Raw genomic sequence first — 17,136 nt, 5'->3', positions numbered from 1 at the left:
ATCCCTGAATATCTTTTGGGGCGATCATGGTGCCGGATTTCCAGCATGACGATCACCGATTGTCGTGCACAATACAGAAAAGCAAGACCTTCCCACAACCACTATCATGTGGAAAGCGTCTCATTAAAACGTCGCGCCAGCCCAACTCCACCAGCCGGGATGTTTTTTCACGAAATCCGCATGGGCGGCAAGAGCCTCTTCCGGACTGTCAAAAAGGGCAAAACATGTGGCTCCGGAGCCGCTCATCCGCGCCAAACGGGCACCGGGCAGCGCAGCCAATGCATCGATCACCATTTTGATCTCTGGCTGAAGCGCCAAAGCCGTCGCTTCCAGATCATTGCGCGCCACGGTTTGCAGCCAATCCATATCCGTCCAGAATGGACCATCTTCAAGCGCGGCAGAAAACGGCAGACCGCTGTTTTTATAGGCTTTGAAGACAGCGGGCGTTGGCATCGCCACATTGGGATTGGCCAGGAGAATACCCCAATCAGGCGCGGTCCCAACAGGGCTGAGCTGCTCCCCGATCCCTTCGACACGCACCGGCTTGCCATCAAGGCACGGTGGCACATCTGCGCCCAAATGCTCCGCCAGTTCGATCATCCGGCTTGATGACAACCGATGGGCTTGTTCCCTGTTTTGCCACAGGGTAGCGCATCCCTGCATGGCCGCAGCAGCATCTGCCGACCCGCCCCCAACGCCTGCAGCCACAGGAATATTTTTGGTCAGGCGGATATCCAGTTTTTGCGACACGCCCATGGCCTCGCCCATCAAGCGCACAGCACGCAACACCAGATTATCGTCCACAGCCTCTCCGGCCAAAGCGCCAGATGTGGGGCCATCAATCACCAGACGCATCTGGTCAGCGGGCGTCATCACCAGCTCGTCCGCAAGCCCTGTGAACAAGAACACACTATCGAGACAGTGATAACCGTCTTCCCGACGGCCCGTAATGTGCAAATACAGATTGATCTTCGCCGGGGCGAAAACCTTAATCCCTACGTCTTTCTGCATCATGGCTTTGGCAGTTGCCCATCTTCGATCTTGGCCACGTCCTGTTGGCCCATATGCTTATTGGCCTGCATTTGGTCTTTTTGGCTTGCCAGCGCCAATTCCAGCCCCACCTCCAGCTTGTCAATGATCAGCTGACGCGCCTCTTCATCGGGATCGGCAGCCAAGGCATGGGTCCATTGGAAACGCGCGTCCTTTCGTTGGCCGACTTTCCAATAGGCATCCCCTAAATGGTCGTTCAAGGTGGGGTCCGAAGGCTCCAGTAAAACGGCACGCTCCAAATGCCGCACCGCTTCTTCATAATCGCCGCGCAGATAATATGCCCAGCCCAAACTATCGATGATAAAGCCGTCATTGGGGCGCAATTCCACCGCCCGTTCAATCATTTCCGTTCCGCGCTCCAAATGAAGGCCACGATCGATCCAGCTATATCCCAGATAATTGAGCACCTGCGGTTGATCGGGATTAAGCTCCAATGCTTTTAAAAGATCCGCTTCTGCCTTGTCGAAATCACCCATCCGCTCATAGCCGATGCCGCGCGTAAAGTGCAAAAACCAAGCCTGCACATCGCTGTCCGCCGTGTGCAGATTGATGGCCCGTTGATAAGCCTCTACCGCCTTCTCATAGGCTTCATTGCTGCGGTGAATATCCCCAAGGGCGGCCCATCCACGTACATTTTCCGGATGAATGGACAAATAATCCAAAAGGACGGTGATCGCCTCTTCATAATCATCGGATTGTTGATGAATCCACGCGGTTTGCAATTGCGCCGCATCGAATTCCGGAGCGTCTTCGTCAATCTTCCTCAATTCCGAAAGCGCCGCGCTATAAAGGTCTGCATCCGCAAGCATGGCCGCCAATCGCAAGCGGGCATCGCCCATATCCGGCGAGAGATACGACGCCAAACGGGCATAAATAATGGCAGGGCGCGGGGCATCATCGCGGCCCAGCTCGCCCGCAGCGCGGAACATCACAAGGCTGACAGCGCCCGCAGGGGTTGACGCCAAATGCGTGACAGGTTTTCCGGCCACCAACCGATCACGGGCATCCAGCAAAAAGACATTATTGCGAAAAGCCTTCAGATACTCATCCAGCATCGCAATGGCATCGTCGTTTCTGCCCAGTCTTTGCAAAAAAGCGGCATAAGATACCACCGGCTGCAAGGAGGAAATCTGCGCCCCTTGCAAGGCCTCCAGATACGCATTTTGCGCGGCATCGTCTTCACACAGATAATCCAGCAAAAACGCCCGATGCGTTGCCCCAAAGGGTCTTAAGGCCGGGATCGCCTCTAAAGGAGACAAAGCCTGCAAAGCCGCTTCTCGATGCCCCTGAGCCGCCTGCACCCATGCTTGGGTAATAGGAACCGCCAGCATTTCAAAACCGTTGGCGCTCAATTCCTCAAGATAGACCTGAGCCTGGGAATAGCGTTCAAATTTCAAGGCATCCAATGCCAAATACAGCACGGCCAATGTGTTGCCACTGTCTTGTGCATGCAGGCGTTTGGCCGCCGCCACCGCGTCGGCAAAGCGCCCATCGGTCAATAATGTAAGAAAGGCCTGACTAAGAATAATTGTGCTTTGCGGGTCTTGATCGGCAGCACGCAGCAAGAAATCCGCAGCGCGTGGGTCCCCAATTTGATGAGCAAAACGGCCAGCAACATAATTGCCAAAATCCATCTCGCCAGCATAAGGGCTCGTGACATAGCCATAAGGATTATCGTCTTGCTGCGTCATGGCGCATCCCGACAGCAACACTGCACCAAAAACCCATAAGGCCGCGCGCGCTTTTCGCATCAATTTGTCTCCGCTCCAGTTCGCCATGCACCACCGACGCCCCGCCTTTTGTCGGCCATCCTGCTCCGCCACGCACAATATCGCGCGAAGGAAAGCCCCTTACATATTGGGATAATTCGGCCCACCGCCACCCTCGGGCACCACCCAATTGATATTCTGTGTGGGGTCCTTGATGTCACAGGTTTTGCAATGCACGCAATTCTGCGCATTGATCTGCAATTTCGGCTTGCCTTCTTCCCGCCCGACAATCTCGTAAACCCCGGCCGGACAATAGCGTTGCTCCGGCGCATCATAGATCGGCAGATTGATCTTGATAGGCACCTCGGGATCTTTGAGTTGCAAATGGGATGGCTGATCTTCTTCATGATTGGTGTTGGATAAAAACACCGATGACAACCGGTCGAACGTAATCACCCCATCGGGCTTGGGATAGGTGATCTTTTCACACTCCTTTGCCGGACGGGTGGCGCTATGATCCGCATGGTTTTTAAAGGTCCAAGGTACCAAAAAGCCAAGCTTCAAGGAATTGAGCCACAGATCAAGGCCGGAATAAAGGGTGCCAAGGGTGATGCCGAATTTCGCCAATGCCGGACGCGCATTGCGCACCTGCTTCAATTCATCCCACACCCATGATGCCCGCACGGCTTCGGGATAGGCGCTCAGTTCATCTTTGCCTTCCCGGCCTTCACCAAGAGCCGCAAAGGCAGCCTCTGCCGCCAACATGCCGGTTTTGATGGCTGTATGCGATCCCTTGATGCGCGGCACATTCACAAAACCTGCCGAACAGCCGATCAGCGCGCCGCCGGGGAACACCAGTTTGGGAACAGATTGCAAACCGCCTTCATTGATGGCCCGCGCACCATAAGAAATGCGTCGCCCCCCTTCCAGAAGGGGTCGGATCGCCGGATGGGTTTTCCAACGCTGCATTTCTTCAAAGGGATAAAGATGCGGATTGGCATAATCCAGAGCCACCACAAAGCCGATGGCCAGTTGGTTGTTTTCCTGATGATAGATAAAACCACCCCCGGCCACATCGGTCAGCGGCCAGCCTTGCGTATGGATCACCGTGCCCGGCTGATGCTTGGCGGGGTCGATTTCCCACAATTCCTTGATACCGATGGCAAAGGTCTGCGGGTCCACCCCATCGCGCAGATTGAATTTCTCGAACAACCCTTTGGTCAGCGACCCGCGGACCCCTTCGGCAAAGAATGTGTATTTGGCATGAAGCTCCATGCCCGGCTCATAGCTGGCTTTTTTCGACCCGTCCTTGGCAATTCCCATATCGCCGGTGGCCACACCGCGCACCGCGCCATTTTCATCATAAAGCACTTCGGAAACGGCAAAGCCGGGATAAACCTCGACGCCCAAGGCTTCCGCCTGTTCAGCCAGCCAGCGACACATATTGCCAAGGCTGCCCGTATAGCAGCCTTTATTGTTCATCAGGGGCGGCAACAGGAAATGCGGCATGTCGATTTTTTTGGACTCGCCCAAAAACCAATGGTGATTCGCGCTCACCGGAGTGGACATGGGGCAGTCCTTATCGCGCCAATCAGGGATCAGTTCATCAAGGCCAACGGGGTCCACAACCGCGCCCGACAGGATATGCGCCCCCACTTCGGAGCCTTTCTCCAGCACGCACACGCTCACATCCCGGCCTTCTTTTTCGGCCAATTGGCGTAACCGGATTGCCGCAGCCAACCCCGCAGGGCCCGCCCCCACAATCACCACGTCAAATTCCATGGCCTCGCGTTCCATCCCGCATCCTTTCCATCCACACACATATCCAATCGGGATATGATAACTCTTAACCACTCACATATAAGCGCTTTGCACGCTTTATGCCCGTTCTCACCTCTCTTGGTCAAACCCGATGGTGCTTTCTTCTCGTGAAGGTGACAAGCTGCCTTTAAAGGAAGGCCGCTTCTTCCATGGATGACAAGACACCGAACGCGTGTTAACGAGCTTTTTGCACAGATCCAGTAAGTATACCGCATCATGACACAGCATTTGACCAATGACGGACAAAGTTTCGATGCTAGGGCATTGCTCGGCTGGTATCTGGCCGCAGGTGTGGACGAAGCCATTGCCGATGCGCCCATTGACCGGTTTGCCCAACCTCAAGCCGTGCCTCTGCCCCAATCTGCACCCCAGGCCCAAGCACCGCAAACCGCAGCCACAAGACAAGGCTCTGCTACGGTTCGTCCCGCCGCCGCCCCGCGGGTCTTGGCGTCCACCCAGATCGCCGCTGACTGTAAAAACCTTGAAGATTTGAAGGCCGCCATTAACAGCTATGAAGAATGCGGGCTGAAACATACGGCCTTGTCCACGGTATTTGCCGACGGGGCCCCCACAGCGAAGGTGATGTGCGTGGGCGATATGCCCGATAAGGATGATGATCGCACCGGCACGCCCTTTTCCGGGCAAGCGGGACAATTGCTGGATAAAATGCTGGCGGCCATCGGTCTTGATCGTACAGAAAACGCTTATCTCGGCACGGTTATCCCATGGCGTCCGCCGGGGAACCGCGCTCCCTCTCCCATGGAGCTTGCCCATTGCCTGCCGTTCATTCGGCGACATATCGAGCTGGTGGCACCGGATTTTTTGATATGTCTTGGCGCCCTGCCCGCCACGGCTTTATTGGGGATAGAGGCAAGCATCAGCAAGCTGCGCGGGCGCTGGAAAACATTGGAAATAGGACAGCGCAATATCCAGATGCTGCCAATCTATGCCCCCAGTTATCTTTTAAGGCAGCCGCGTCTGAAAGCCGATGCATGGAAAGACCTTCTTGCTTTATCCGAAAAGCTGGACGCAAAAAATAAGGGCGACAATGCCTGACCAATCTTTTGACCCGGCTTTCCGCCGCTCCTGCTTTGGTATTCTGAAACGCTTTTCCGCGGTCTTTTTGGCTACGGCAATGGTGATGGCCGCGCCATATGCCCCCGCATGGGCCAATGACACCAGCAAAACCACCGGCACATCCAGCCCAGCTGTTTTGACGGGCAATGGCGCACTTTATACCACGCCGTCGATCCTCGGCCCGGACGATCAAGCCCTTTACCGCTCCATCTTCGACCTGCAGGCCGATGGCAAGTGGCGACAGGCCGATGCCCTGATCAAAGAATTGGAAAACCCGATTTTGATGGGGCATGTGCTGTTCCAGCGCTATATGCACCCCACCGCTTATCGGTCACGCTATGCGGAATTGCGCGATTGGATGGCAGCCTATGCCGATCACCCCGATGCAACCCGCATTTATAAGCTGGCCAAAAAACGCCAAGGAAACGCCGCAGCTCCCAAAAAACCGGTCCCGGCACGGGGCATTTATGGCAGTGCGCCGCAACGGCCATCTTTGCCAAAAGCCCCCAAACGCAGCGCAGCCACCAAGAAAATGGTGGCGGATTTTTTCAAAATCGTCGACAGACAGATGCGCCGCCGCAATCCGGACCGGGCGGAAAAGCGCTATTGGGCCATGGAACGGCTGAATATTCTGGCCCCCCATGAAGCGGCCAAAGCCCTTGGCAAAGTGACCTTTGCGCATTTTTTCGATGGCAATGACCACAAAGCCTTGTTGTTGGCCAAAATGGCCACAGATCTTTCGCCCGATTATGCCGAAGATGCCCGCTGGTATGGCGGGCTTGCGGCATGGCGCTATGGCGATTGTGCAACGGCTCTCGACCTGTTCGCCGGTATTTCCCAGTCTCCCATGGCCGGAAGCTGGCGGCGATCCGCCGGAGCCTATTGGGCGGCCCGCTCTGCGCAATCCTGTAGCCAGTTCAAAGCGGTAACTGCGTATTTGCGCTTGGCGGCCAAAGAACGGGAAACCTTTTATGGCCTGATCGCCATGCGCCAGCTTGCCCTTGATCCGGGATATGATTGGACGGTGCCACCGCCCGATGACGCCCAGTTGAAAACGATTTTGAAAAATGCCTCGGTGCGCCGCGCCATTGCCCTCGTGGAAATTGGCGAAAGCCTGCGGGCCGATCTGGAATTGCGCTTGGCTCTTGGCCGCTCGAACCGCAAGGACTGGCCGGTGCTGGCCGCCTTTGCCGCACAGTTGAAATTGCCTGCAAGCCAGCTTCGTGTGGCGCGGGCTTTGCGCGATGCGGATTTGCCCATAGCCCTCCATTATCCCTTGCCCGATTGGGCCCCCGATGGCGGCTTCACCGTGGACCGGGCCATTGTTTTTGCCTTCATGCGGCAAGAATCACAGTTTTCTTCGCGGGCCTTATCCCATGTGGGGGCGTCTGGCCTGATGCAAGTGATGCCGGAAACCGCCAGCTATCTGACCGGCGACAGCAGCCTGAAATGGAAGCGCAGCCGCCTTTATGATCCGGATTTCAATATGGCTTTGGGGCAAAGCTATATCGAACATCTGGCCGATCTTTCGGTGGTGGAAGGCAATCTGTTCATGTTGGCCGCCGCCTATAATGCCGGTCCGGGAAATCTGTCGCGCTGGCGCAGAAAAACCGATTATCGCAATGACCCATTGCTGTTCATTGAATCTCTTCCCGCTCGGCAAACCCGCACTTTCATCGGGAATGTGATGTCCAATCTGTGGCTTTACCGCATGCAGATGGGGCAGCCCACGCCCAGCCTTGATGCCGTTGCATCAAATGTCTGGCCTGTTTATGAAACGCTGGACAATGCTGCGCCCCATCGATTTGCGGACAGCAGCCCCGCCCATACAACAAGAGCCGAAATTCATGCCGGGAATTGACGAAAACCGCCCCTTCATTGCCGTTGGCATCGCCATTCTTACCGTATCGGACAGCCGCACCCTAGACACCGATACATCCGGCGATTGCCTTGTGGACAGGCTTGGTCGTGCCGGACACAGGCTGGCGGACAGGGCCATTGTTGCCGATGATATTGCGGCCATTCAATCGCATCTGAAAACATGGATTGCATCATCTGATGTGGATGTTGTGATCGCAACGGGCGGCACCGGCGTTACCGGACGCGATGTCACACCGGAAGCCTTTGAGGCCTTATATGACAAGGCTATTCCCGGCTTTGGCGAGCTGTTTCGTGCCCTTAGCTATCCGATCATCGGGACATCCACAATCCAGTCCCGCGCCACCGGGGGCGTTGCGGGCGGCACCTATTTATTTGCCCTGCCCGGCTCCACTGGCGCCTGCAAGGATGGTTGGGATAAAATTCTGCACGATCAATTGGATAACCGTTTCCGGCCTTGTAATTTCGTGGAGTTGATGCCCCGGCTCAATGAACGTTGAGCGCCGCCAACCGGGCGCCATCCCGATCTTCATCAAGACTGCCCCGCAGGCCGGCCAGTGTCTGCTCGACAAAATCCGGCGACAAAGGGCCTTCACGGGTTGCAAAAGCCACCCCATGCACCTGTGCCAGCTCTACAAAATAGTCAATCAGGGCCGTGGTGCGCTGCTCGAATAAATTGATATGGGCATCCGGCGACAAGCGCTGGGTCCGCACCACATCCACATAGGTTTTGGCCAGATCAAACAGCAAGGGGCCGCTCATTTCGCGCAAGGCATCGCAAAAGCGCAGCAGCCGCGCCCCCGGATTCAATCCTTCGGGCAGATCGAAATTCGATGAAAGGCCCGGGCCCGCTTCCGGCGTGGGGCAATTGGCAATCTCTTCCAAGGCAGCGACCATCCCGGACAATTTATCGTCCAACCGTTCGGCCACCGCCGAAGGCTGGCGAATCAGGCCCGGCCCTGCCAGAATGGTTGCACCCGCCCCCTTTCCCTTGTTTGTGCTCATCTCTTTTCCACAACCAGAATGATCGTCAGAAGCCGTCTTGCGGTTTATTTTATGCGTCAACCCAAGGCGAAAACAAGACAGTCCTGCCCGATATCAGCCACCAGTGATAACTGTGCGCCATCCTTATCGCCGGGGCAAGCGGTAGCGGCTGCTGGCCTTTGATGCAAGGCTCGGCATAGTTTGATCGACAGGCCTTAATCGTTCCGCAGCAAAAAGGGATAGCTGGTCGCCATAATGGGGGGAGCGTTCATCCAATGTGGCCGATCCGAATTGATGCACGGCCCATGCCTTCACCTGACCGTTTTCATCCCAATCCACAAGCTGGATATAGCTATCCCCCGCCATGCCGTGCAAAGTGCCATCCTCTGCTAGGCTATTGCCGCCATAAACCGCACGCAAGGTATCCGGCCCGCCACCAAGACTTGCTTCTTGATCGCCGCGATAGACCTTGTTGATTTTCGACCAGGGCACATGAACGGTTCCATAATGCTTGTGCAGCGCATCCACCGTTTCCTCAAAGGCTTCTACCGGGTCCATATCCCAGCCCTTGAATTCAAAGCTATGCACCGCTTTCAGGCTACCCAGAATTGCCAGAGCCGCGCCTTCGCTTTCCAATTCCGCCGTCCCGTCCCAATCCAGCAAAAGCTGCTGCGCTTCCAAAAGCTTAGGCTGGTCGCGGAAATCACGGCCCGAAATATAGCGCACAAAACGCGACATATTGGACCCCGGCGCATAGGCTTTATCGAATTTATAACGCAAAAATTCTTCAGCGCTGATGGATGTATCCTTGCCAAACAGCGCCAAGGCCCGCAAAGCGCGATTGGTCAGATGGCGTTCTATGCCCAAATCCGGTGGAAAATCGCTTTCCTTCAAATCATCGGCCACATCACTGGCCCGCAAGGGGGTGCTATTGGCGCTCACCAGATAACCCGATTGCGGATTGACGATCTTTGGCACCTCTGAAAAGGGCCGCACACCGCGCCATACCAAATGCGGATCATTGCCGGGCAAAATACCCTCATAATCTGCACCGGGCGCACGGTCTGGAATACGGGCATTATAAACAAAGGCAATATTGCCCGCCTTATCCGCATAAACCGTATTCAGGCTGGGAACCGCCATCATCGCCATGGCATCCATCCAGCCTGTCAGGCTTTCTGCCTTGTTCATGCGGTACCATTGCTCCACCGCCCGCACATCCCCTTCTCCGGCAAAAGCGATGGCGAACACCCCTTTGGGCGTTTTCAAAACCGGGCCATGCACGCTGCGATAGAGCGGTTCTTTGAAGGTCCATGAAAATGGCCCCCAAAGACGCACCTGCAGATGGGCCGTATCACGCTCCAAGGCGCGCCACTCCCCATCATAGCGGTAGCGAACGGGATCATCGACATCATCCACTTCCAGCCGATAAATATCCACCAGATCCGGCTCGTTCACCGTATGCGCCCACCCCAGATCCCGATTGTGCCCCACCAGCATCACCGGCGAGCCGGGAAACAGCGCCCCATTGGCAGCCCAGCCTTCATCGGACTGGAGATGCGCTTCATACCATGCCACCGGCCCCGTATAGGGCTGATGGGAATTCACCATCAAACGGGTGTGCCCATCCTCCGAACGGCCCGGAGCCACGGCCATGGCATTGGAGCCAAGATGCGCACCGGCCTTTAAATGAAGCGCCGTACGAATGGCATCATTGAACGCGGTTTGTTCAGGATCAGCTTGCGACAAATCCTTCAAAACACGTTCCAGCCCATAGAAAAAGGGAGCGCGAAACACAAAGCCCGCCACCACATCCTGCGCCGAAACCGGCAAAGCAAGGGGATTGACCCGATCGGGATGATCCGCGGCATAAAGATTGATCCCGGCGGCATAGCCTTCCAGAACCGCGCGCATCTTTGGGCTGAGATCGGTTTCATACCGTTCGGCCACGGCTTTTTGCACCCCGAACATGCGCACCAGATAATCTGTGGGGGCGGCCTCTGCGCCATCACGGCGGGCCAAGGCTCCGCGTGCCATCAAGACCACCATCTCTATGGTTTGCCAATCGTCTTCCATATGGGCATAGCCAAGACCAAAGGCCACATCCTGATCGCGGGCGCCAAAAATATGCGGCACGCCATACTCATCGCGGATCACTTCGACATCATAGGATTGCGCGGCCTTTATGGCAGCGTCCGCATTGAAATCCGGCAAAGGCGACCAAGCGATCACAGCCACAAGGCAACTGGCAAGAGCCACCGCCATACCCGAACCAATAGTAATGCGTTTGATCATGATGCCCCCGATTGGCAATTTCGATAAAGCACTGTAACGCTTTATTTCTCTGCCAGCAAAGCCAAGGGCGACCAGCCCAGACCATCGGACCCGGCCCCCGCTTTGAAATGCCCTGTTTGCTGCCAAGTGGCCGTATCGATCACCGCAATTTCGGCCACATTGGTAAGCGCCGCATAAAGCCGCGTTCCATCTGGCGAAAAGAGCAGCGTCACCGGCATCAGAGCCGTCGCCTGACCAGAAGTCGAAAGCGGAATGGTCTGGATCACCGTTCGGCTTTCGGTGTCGATCACACTGATGGTGGAATCGCGGGCATTGGACACGACAGCAAAACGGCCATCGGGACTGATCGCCACCCGGATCGGCATTTCCCCTGTTTCAATGATCGCCAGCGGCTCATACCCATCCGCATCAAACAGCGTGACCGTATCCGCTGCCCGGTTGGATACCCAGATTTCACGGCCATCCGGGGTCACGGCTATGCCTTCCGTTTCAAGGCCCGCCTTAATGGTGGTCAGGCGCTTGCCTGTTTCCAGATCGATCACCGTAAAGGAATTGGATCCCAAATTGCTTATATAGGCCAGCCGTGCATCCGGTGATAACGCCACCATATGCGAGCCGGATTGGCCGGTGGCGATCACATGCTGGATCTCTCCCGTTTGCGCATTCACCAAAAGCAACGATCCGCTGCCTTCCGCGGTGATCACCAGTCTTTCGCCATCGGGCATCCACAGCAGGCCATGCGGTTTGGTATGCTTTCCCAGATCAATCACCTTCAAAGGCGTGGCGCTTTGCACATCGAACAGGCCGATAGTATGGCCTTCCTGTTCAGCCGATCCATAAGAGACGACAGCAGCCACCGCCCCGTCAGGGGAGATCGCCACTTCATGCGGCCCATGCCCGGTGGCCCGCACGGCACGCATTTCTCCTGATGAAATGTCGATGAAGCCTAGGGTGTCTGCCGTTTTATTGCCAACGACCAATGTTTGCGCCACAGCAATCCCGCTTGAAAAGCCAAGGGCCGAAAGGCAAATAATCGCTCCAACTGACAGCGCTCTTGCCAGACCGTTCCCCATCCCGTCGTCCTTTCAAAACACAAATAAATTCTGTTCAACAATTACCTGTCCACATTCACTTGTCTACCCATGTGCGGGAAATGCCGATATACAAAATTGCTCCCGGATATATTTGAAAAGATCTAGAATGACGACCACAGCAAAAGAGGCGATCCACCAGCTTTTAACCGGAGACGATGAGGGGCGTTTGTGCCGCGACATCCCTGAATCCGCCTGCAAGGATCAGCCGGGGAACTTCCTTATCCATATCGCCAGTCTGACGGCCACAAAAACCGGCGATGGATTGGCCGATCCGAAACTGGTTTTGTCCTGGTTGCTTGGCGCTTTGGGAGCCCCCGCTTTTTTCGTCGGCCTTTTGGTTCCCATCCGCGAAGCCGGTGTTTTGGTGCCGCAGCTTTTCATTTCCGCCGCCATCCGCGCCCTGCCTATGCGCAAATGGATATGGGTTTTTGGCAGCGCCCTTCAGGGCCTTTCGGTGATTGGGATGGGGATGACGGCCTTCTTTATGGAGGGCCGCATGGCAGGCTGGACCCTTGTGGGGCTGTTATCCCTTTTCGCCCTTGCCCGCAGCCTTTGTTCCGTCAGCTATAAAGATGTTCTGGGCAAAACCTTGTCCAAATCCACCCGTGGCACGGCATCCGGCACCGCCGGCACAGTGGCGGCCGCCTTCGTTTTGTTGTTCGGCATTTTATTAAGCAGCGGGATCTTGGACAAATCCGTCCCCGTCATCGCCAGCGCCTTGATATGTGCCGGTGGCTTATGGGGGATATCCGCCGTTCTTTTTGCCACACTCAAGGAAGAACCGGGGGCCACAGAAGGCGGGAAAAACGCTCTGCCATTGGTGATCGAGCAATTCGGATTATTAAAGCGCGATCGCCAGCTTCGACGGTTCATTCTCACCCGCGCATTGCTGCTTTCAACGGCGCTCAGCCCGCCTTTTCTGCTCGCCCTCAGTGGCCAACAAAGTGGCCGGAAACTAGGAGAATTGGGCCTGTTCGTACTGGCCTCTGCGCTTGCATCTTTGGTGAGCACCTATGTCTGGGGACGCATGTCCGATCGGTCCAGCCGCAAAGTGCTGCAGTTCACCGGGCTGTTGGCCAGTCTCCCCCTTGGAATCGCAGGTGGCCTTGGACTATGGGCTCCGCAGATAATCGGCCTTCCCCTGTTGATGCCTTTTGTGCTGTTCGTTTTGATGATCGCCCATCAAGGGGTGCGGTTGGGGCGCTCCACGCATCTGGTGGATATGGCCACCCCTGACAACCGCGCCGCCTATACAGCACTCTCCAATTCCATGATCGGGCTGTTGCTCATCATGGGCGGGGGCTTTGGCGTTCTTGCCTATATATGGAACGAAAGTGCCGTGCTCCTTTTGTTTGCCATCATGGGGCTTTTGGCCGCCTGGGCCGCATCGGGCCTTGATGAAGTGCAGCAGGATTAGGCCGCAAGATCAGAAAGTTTCATCCAGCGGCTTTGCCAAGGCATCCCGCGTTTTTGAATGTGTGAGATTGAGATGCAGCGGCGTGATGGAAATCCATCCCTCGCGCACCATTTTCAAATCCGTTTCCTGAGCAGGCCGCCCCGGCTCCCGCGACAGGCGAAACCAGTAATAAGGAACGCCGCGCATATCCGTGCGTTGTTCCACATTCAATTGCCCTAAATCGCGCTGGCCCTGCTTTGTCACCCGCACACCCTTTACCAAATCCGCATCCACCGACGGGAAATTGATATTGATCAGGGTTTCTACCGGCCAACCTTGAGCCACCACTTTTTCGATCATGGATTTGGCATAAGCCTTTGCGGCGCTCCAATTGGTGAGCACCGGTGCGGGCTTGACGGCTTGGCTCAGCGCAATGGAGGGAATACCCGCCAAAGTGCCTTCCATGGCAGCCGCCACTGTACCGGAATAGGTGACATCTTCCGCCAGATTGGCCCCGCGATTGATGCCGGACAGCACCAGCGTCGGGCGCTGGTCTTTCATGATATGATTGACCGCCAGCATCACGCTGTCGGTGGGGGTTCCGCGTACCGCAAAGCGCTTTTCATCCACCTGCCGTAGCCGCAAAGGCTCCGTAAGCGTAAGGGAATGTCCGGCGCCGGATTGTTCCGAATCCGGGGCCACCACCCACACATCGTCCGACAATTCCCGTGCGATGGCTTCCAGATACCGGATACCGGTGGCGTGGATGCCATCGTCATTGCTGACCAGAATACGCTTTGTGGAAATAGGCCTGCTCATGGAGTTATTCTGTCCATCCCGCCCATATAGGGCTTTAATGCTTCGGGTACGGTGATGGAGCCGTCTTCATTCTGATAGGTTTCCATCACGGCAATCAATGTGCGCCCCAATGCCAGTCCAGAGCCATTGAGCGTGTGGGGAAAGCGTGTTTTCTTTTCCGCCTTGCCACGGCTGCGCATGCGCATCCGCCGTGCCTGGAAATCACCGCATAAAGAACAGCTGGAGATTTCACGATAGGTATTTTGCCCCGGCAGCCATGCTTCGATATCGAATGTCGCTTGCGCCGAAAAGCCCATATCTCCGGTGCATAAGCGCATCACCCGATAGGCAATGCCCAAACGCTTCAAGACCTCTTCGGCACAGCCCACAAGGCGGTCCAGTTCAGCACGGGAGTCTTCAGGCGTGGTCACAGACACCAGCTCAACTTTGCTGAACTGATGTTGGCGCAACATGCCGCGTGTATCACGCCCCGCCGCCCCCGCTTCCGAGCGGAAACACGGTGTCAGGGCGGTCACCCGGATGGGAAGGTCTTCTTCCGTCAGAATATGCTCGCGGCCCAGATTGGTCAGGGTCACTTCCGCCGTCGGGATCAGCCAATGTTCATCACCGGCGCGGTACAAATCTTCGGAAAATTTCGGAAGCTGTCCGGTCCCGATCAAGGCATCGGAACGCACCAGATAAGGGGTTGCCACTTCTTCATAGCCATGCTCGGAAGTTTGGAGATCCAGCATAAACTGGCCAAGCGCCCGTTCCAGCCGCGCAAGACCGCCTTTCAAGACCACAAAGCGTGAGCCGGACAAACGGGCCGCCACTTCAAAGTCCATCAAACCAAGGGCTTCCCCCAGTTCGAAATGCTCTTTCGGGGCAAAGGAGAAGTGCGGCTTTTCGCCATGAACGCGCACCTCTACATTATCGGCCTCATCGGCCCCATCGGGGGTATCGTCCAACGGCAAATTGGGGATGCCCAGCAACAGGTCATCCAGTTCGGCGGCAACCGCACGTTCGTCGGCTTCCAGCCCTGCCATTTTTTCTTTCAGGGCCGAAACCGCATCCATCAGATCCTGGACATCGCGGCCTTCACGCTTGGCAAGGCCAATGCCTTTCGACGTTTCATTGCGTTCAGCCTGCGCTTTTTGAATGTCGGTCAACAGCGCCCGACGGCGGCTATCCAACGCGGCAACCTTGGCGCCCACAGGGGCAACACCCCGGCGTGCCAGTGCTGCATCAATGGCTTGGGGATTTTCACGAAAAAGGGAAATATCGAGCATCTATATCTGTCCAACCGACGATGAGAGCGGATCAGGATGCAGCACCGGCCTTATCATCTGCACGCGCAGCACGGCGCGCCGACATCCCTATGGCTATGATCGATATCTCGTAAAGCAGCAGGATCGGAATGCCAAGTCCGATCTGGCTGATAAGGTCCGGCGGCGTGATCAAAGCGGCCACCGCGAACGTGATTACAACGGCATATTTGCGCTTTTCCCGCAAATCATCCGCGGTGATCAACCCGGCACGGCCCATCAAGGTGAGCAATACCGGAAGCTGAAAAGACAAACCGAAGGCCAAAATCAGCTTCATGATCAAAGAAAGATATTCGCTGACCTTGGCTTCAAGCTGAATCGCCAAATGGCCATCCCCCGCAGCCTGCTCAAAGCCGAGAAAGAACTTCCAGGCCATTGGGATCACAAGATAATAAACAAGGGCGGCCCCAAGAACGAACAAAATAGGCGTGGCCAGAAGAAATGGCAGAAAGGCTTTTTTCTCGTGCTTGTAAAGCCCCGGCGCCACAAACTTCCATATCTGGATGGCAATGATCGGGAATGCGAGGAACACCGCTCCGAAAAAGGCCACCTTCAGCTTGGTGAAAAAGGCTTCATGGAGGGCGGTGAAAATCATCCGGCGGCCTTCATGGCCGGCCAGCGCATCGGCCAAAGGCTGTGTCAGAAAATTATAGATGGGGTCCACCACAAACCAACAGCCGATGAAGGCCAGAAAAATCCCCGCCAAGGCCCACATCAAGCGCGAACGCAATTCCATCAGATGCGCCATTAAAGGCATTTTGCCGGCATCGACATCAGAATCGTCGGCCCCGGTTGCCGCTTTCTTTTGCTCAACCACGGTGGCCCTCGTTTCTCTTTTCCGAGCCTTCATCATCAGTATCGTCGGAATTGCCGGCCAAAACTGCTTGCGGTGCCGATGGAGACACCAAAGGGGCTGCTGCGGCATCCGCATCCTTTGGCGCCACATCGCTCTCCGGAGCGGCCGGTGTCGCCGGCCCCAAGGCCGGGTCTGCCGTCTCCGGCACCACTTTCGTTGATCCGGAATAAGGGCGCGGTCCGCCATTGCCTCCCACCGTCAGCTCCGAAATTTTCGGCGCAGGCTTCACTTCTTCGCCGGTGGAGGGATCGATCATTTTCTGAAGTTCGCGCTTGGGGTCCAAAAGGGTCGCCTGATAGGCGCGCGCTTGCTTGCGCAGCTCGTCCAATTCGGTTTCCCGGGCCAACGCATCCATATCGCTTTGAAACTTACCAGCCAAAGACCGGGCCTTGGCAATAAACCCGCCCACAGCTTTCATCACCTTTGGCAAATCTTTTGGCCCCACGACCACGATCGTGACAACGGCAATGACAAGCATTTCGGTCCAGGCAATATCGAACATTCAAAAGCCTTATCTCAAAACGACCGTAAAAATGCCCTCAGGCACCTTTCTGCGTGGCATCTTTGGCATCAGCCACCTTTGCATCCGCCGCTTTCACATGGGCCGCACGCTTATCAGCAATGGCTTTGCGTTCTTCTGGCGTTGCATTTTCGGGAATGGGTTGTTCCGCTTCATCCCCATCATCCTTCAAGCCTTTCTTGAAGCTGGTGATGCCCTTGGCCACGTCACCCATCAATTCCGAAATCTTGCCACGCCCAAACAGCAGCACCACTACCACGGCGATAAGAGCAATCTGCCAAAAACCAATACTCATTCAGTTTTCTCCTAAAAACCTATCGGCCAATTGAGGGG

Annotated in this window: 15 protein-coding genes; 4 read left to right on the top strand and 11 right to left on the bottom strand. The window is 56.0% G+C overall.

Going from position 1 to position 17,136, the window contains the following annotated elements:
- Positions 1-123 precede the first annotated feature (123 nt).
- From IEX96_RS00360 to IEX96_RS00350, 3 genes are all read right to left on the bottom strand, one after another.
- Positions 124-1,014 carry a 4-(cytidine 5'-diphospho)-2-C-methyl-D-erythritol kinase gene (locus IEX96_RS00360; protein WP_188873287.1) on the bottom strand — a complete coding sequence of 297 codons (891 nt, stop codon included), beginning with the start codon at positions 1,012-1,014 and terminating at the stop codon, positions 124-126.
- Entirely contained in the window at positions 1,011-2,801 is a 1,791-nt protein-coding gene (locus tag IEX96_RS00355) for a tetratricopeptide repeat protein (protein ID WP_188873286.1), read from the bottom strand. Before IEX96_RS00355 ends, IEX96_RS00360 begins: the two co-directional genes overlap by 4 nt.
- Positions 2,802-2,900: 99 nt before the next feature.
- On the bottom strand, positions 2,901-4,556 hold the full coding sequence (locus IEX96_RS00350) for an electron transfer flavoprotein-ubiquinone oxidoreductase (RefSeq protein WP_188873285.1): 1,656 nt from the start codon (positions 4,554-4,556) through the stop codon (positions 2,901-2,903).
- A gap of 240 nt (positions 4,557-4,796) precedes the next feature.
- Here IEX96_RS00350 and IEX96_RS00345 point away from each other — a divergent pair, with 240 nt between their 5' ends.
- Genes IEX96_RS00345 through moaB form a run of 3 tightly spaced genes read left to right on the top strand, consistent with a single transcriptional unit; the run spans position 4,797 to position 8,035 of the window.
- On the top strand, positions 4,797-5,636 hold the full coding sequence (locus IEX96_RS00345; RefSeq protein WP_188873284.1) for a uracil-DNA glycosylase: 840 nt from the start codon (positions 4,797-4,799) through the stop codon (positions 5,634-5,636).
- Entirely contained in the window at positions 5,629-7,518 is a 1,890-nt protein-coding gene (locus tag IEX96_RS00340) for a lytic transglycosylase domain-containing protein (protein WP_188873283.1), read from the top strand. Before IEX96_RS00345 ends, IEX96_RS00340 begins: the two co-directional genes overlap by 8 nt.
- Positions 7,505-8,035: a molybdenum cofactor biosynthesis protein B gene (moaB, locus tag IEX96_RS00335; RefSeq protein WP_150004581.1), complete on the top strand. Its 531-nt coding sequence runs from the start codon at positions 7,505-7,507 to the stop codon at positions 8,033-8,035. Before IEX96_RS00340 ends, moaB begins: the two co-directional genes overlap by 14 nt.
- Here moaB and IEX96_RS00330 read toward each other — a convergent pair.
- The 3 genes from IEX96_RS00330 to IEX96_RS00320 all read right to left on the bottom strand — a co-directional run bounded on the left by IEX96_RS00330 (position 8,022) and on the right by IEX96_RS00320 (position 11,887).
- Positions 8,022-8,540, bottom strand: coding sequence for a hypothetical protein (locus tag IEX96_RS00330; protein WP_150004580.1), 519 nt, complete (start codon positions 8,538-8,540; stop codon positions 8,022-8,024). The genes moaB and IEX96_RS00330 overlap by 14 nt on opposite strands.
- A gap of 123 nt (positions 8,541-8,663) precedes the next feature.
- On the bottom strand, positions 8,664-10,814 hold the full coding sequence (locus IEX96_RS00325; protein ID WP_188873282.1) for an acylase: 2,151 nt from the start codon (positions 10,812-10,814) through the stop codon (positions 8,664-8,666).
- A 41-nt stretch (positions 10,815-10,855) separates the two neighbouring features.
- Entirely contained in the window at positions 10,856-11,887 is a 1,032-nt protein-coding gene (locus IEX96_RS00320; protein ID WP_188873281.1) for a beta-propeller fold lactonase family protein, read from the bottom strand.
- 127 nt (positions 11,888-12,014) lie between these two features.
- Here IEX96_RS00320 and IEX96_RS00315 point away from each other — a divergent pair, with 127 nt between their 5' ends.
- Positions 12,015-13,325: an MFS transporter gene (locus IEX96_RS00315; RefSeq protein ID WP_150004574.1), complete on the top strand. Its 1,311-nt coding sequence runs from the start codon at positions 12,015-12,017 to the stop codon at positions 13,323-13,325.
- 9 nt (positions 13,326-13,334) lie between these two features.
- Here the strand turns inward: IEX96_RS00315 and surE are convergent, their stop codons facing one another.
- The 5 genes from surE to tatA are packed head-to-tail and all read right to left on the bottom strand — an operon-like array spanning position 13,335 to position 17,098.
- Positions 13,335-14,123, bottom strand: coding sequence for a 5'/3'-nucleotidase SurE (gene surE, locus IEX96_RS00310; protein WP_150001020.1), 789 nt, complete (start codon positions 14,121-14,123; stop codon positions 13,335-13,337).
- On the bottom strand, positions 14,120-15,391 hold the full coding sequence (serS, locus tag IEX96_RS00305; RefSeq protein WP_188873280.1) for a serine--tRNA ligase: 1,272 nt from the start codon (positions 15,389-15,391) through the stop codon (positions 14,120-14,122). Before serS ends, surE begins: the two co-directional genes overlap by 4 nt.
- A 31-nt stretch (positions 15,392-15,422) precedes the next feature.
- Positions 15,423-16,244 carry a twin-arginine translocase subunit TatC gene (gene tatC, locus IEX96_RS00300; RefSeq protein ID WP_229773426.1) on the bottom strand — a complete coding sequence of 274 codons (822 nt, stop codon included), beginning with the start codon at positions 16,242-16,244 and terminating at the stop codon, positions 15,423-15,425.
- Positions 16,237-16,785 carry a Sec-independent protein translocase protein TatB gene (tatB, locus tag IEX96_RS00295; protein WP_150004573.1) on the bottom strand — a complete coding sequence of 183 codons (549 nt, stop codon included), beginning with the start codon at positions 16,783-16,785 and terminating at the stop codon, positions 16,237-16,239. The genes tatC and tatB overlap by 8 nt, the downstream gene beginning before the upstream one ends.
- Before the next feature lie 37 nt (positions 16,786-16,822).
- A complete protein-coding gene (gene tatA / locus IEX96_RS00290; RefSeq protein WP_150004572.1) occupies positions 16,823-17,098 on the bottom strand; it encodes a twin-arginine translocase TatA/TatE family subunit in 276 nt (91 codons plus the stop codon).
- Between the last annotated feature and the right edge of the window lie 38 nt (positions 17,099-17,136).

Origin of the sequence: Iodidimonas muriae (genome assembly GCF_014647255.1) — a bacterium.
Lineage (GTDB): Bacteria > Pseudomonadota > Alphaproteobacteria > Sphingomonadales > Rhodothalassiaceae > Iodidimonas > Iodidimonas muriae.
This window is presented reverse-complemented; position numbering and strand designations above follow the sequence as displayed.

What these genes read in the sequence shown, in the direction of transcription:
- moaB (WP_150004581.1), top strand. Translation starts at nt 7,505, where the DNA reads ATGCCGGGAATTGACGAAAACCGCCCCTTCATTGCCGTTGGCATCGCC.
- surE (WP_150001020.1), bottom strand. Translation starts at nt 14,123, where the DNA reads ATGAGCAGGCCTATTTCCACAAAGCGTATTCTGGTCAGCAATGACGAT.
- tatA (WP_150004572.1), bottom strand. Translation starts at nt 17,098, where the DNA reads ATGAGTATTGGTTTTTGGCAGATTGCTCTTATCGCCGTGGTAGTGGTG.
- IEX96_RS00350 (WP_188873285.1), bottom strand. Translation starts at nt 4,556, where the DNA reads ATGGAACGCGAGGCCATGGAATTTGACGTGGTGATTGTGGGGGCGGGC.
- tatB (WP_150004573.1), bottom strand. Translation starts at nt 16,785, where the DNA reads ATGTTCGATATTGCCTGGACCGAAATGCTTGTCATTGCCGTTGTCACG.
- IEX96_RS00315 (WP_150004574.1), top strand. Translation starts at nt 12,015, where the DNA reads ATGACGACCACAGCAAAAGAGGCGATCCACCAGCTTTTAACCGGAGAC.
- IEX96_RS00325 (WP_188873282.1), bottom strand. Translation starts at nt 10,814, where the DNA reads ATGATCAAACGCATTACTATTGGTTCGGGTATGGCGGTGGCTCTTGCC.
- IEX96_RS00320 (WP_188873281.1), bottom strand. Translation starts at nt 11,887, where the DNA reads ATGGGGAACGGTCTGGCAAGAGCGCTGTCAGTTGGAGCGATTATTTGC.
- IEX96_RS00345 (WP_188873284.1), top strand. Translation starts at nt 4,797, where the DNA reads ATGACACAGCATTTGACCAATGACGGACAAAGTTTCGATGCTAGGGCA.
- serS (WP_188873280.1), bottom strand. Translation starts at nt 15,391, where the DNA reads ATGCTCGATATTTCCCTTTTTCGTGAAAATCCCCAAGCCATTGATGCA.
- IEX96_RS00355 (WP_188873286.1), bottom strand. Translation starts at nt 2,801, where the DNA reads ATGCGAAAAGCGCGCGCGGCCTTATGGGTTTTTGGTGCAGTGTTGCTG.
- IEX96_RS00360 (WP_188873287.1), bottom strand. Translation starts at nt 1,014, where the DNA reads ATGATGCAGAAAGACGTAGGGATTAAGGTTTTCGCCCCGGCGAAGATC.
- IEX96_RS00340 (WP_188873283.1), top strand. Translation starts at nt 5,629, where the DNA reads ATGCCTGACCAATCTTTTGACCCGGCTTTCCGCCGCTCCTGCTTTGGT.
- IEX96_RS00330 (WP_150004580.1), bottom strand. Translation starts at nt 8,540, where the DNA reads ATGAGCACAAACAAGGGAAAGGGGGCGGGTGCAACCATTCTGGCAGGG.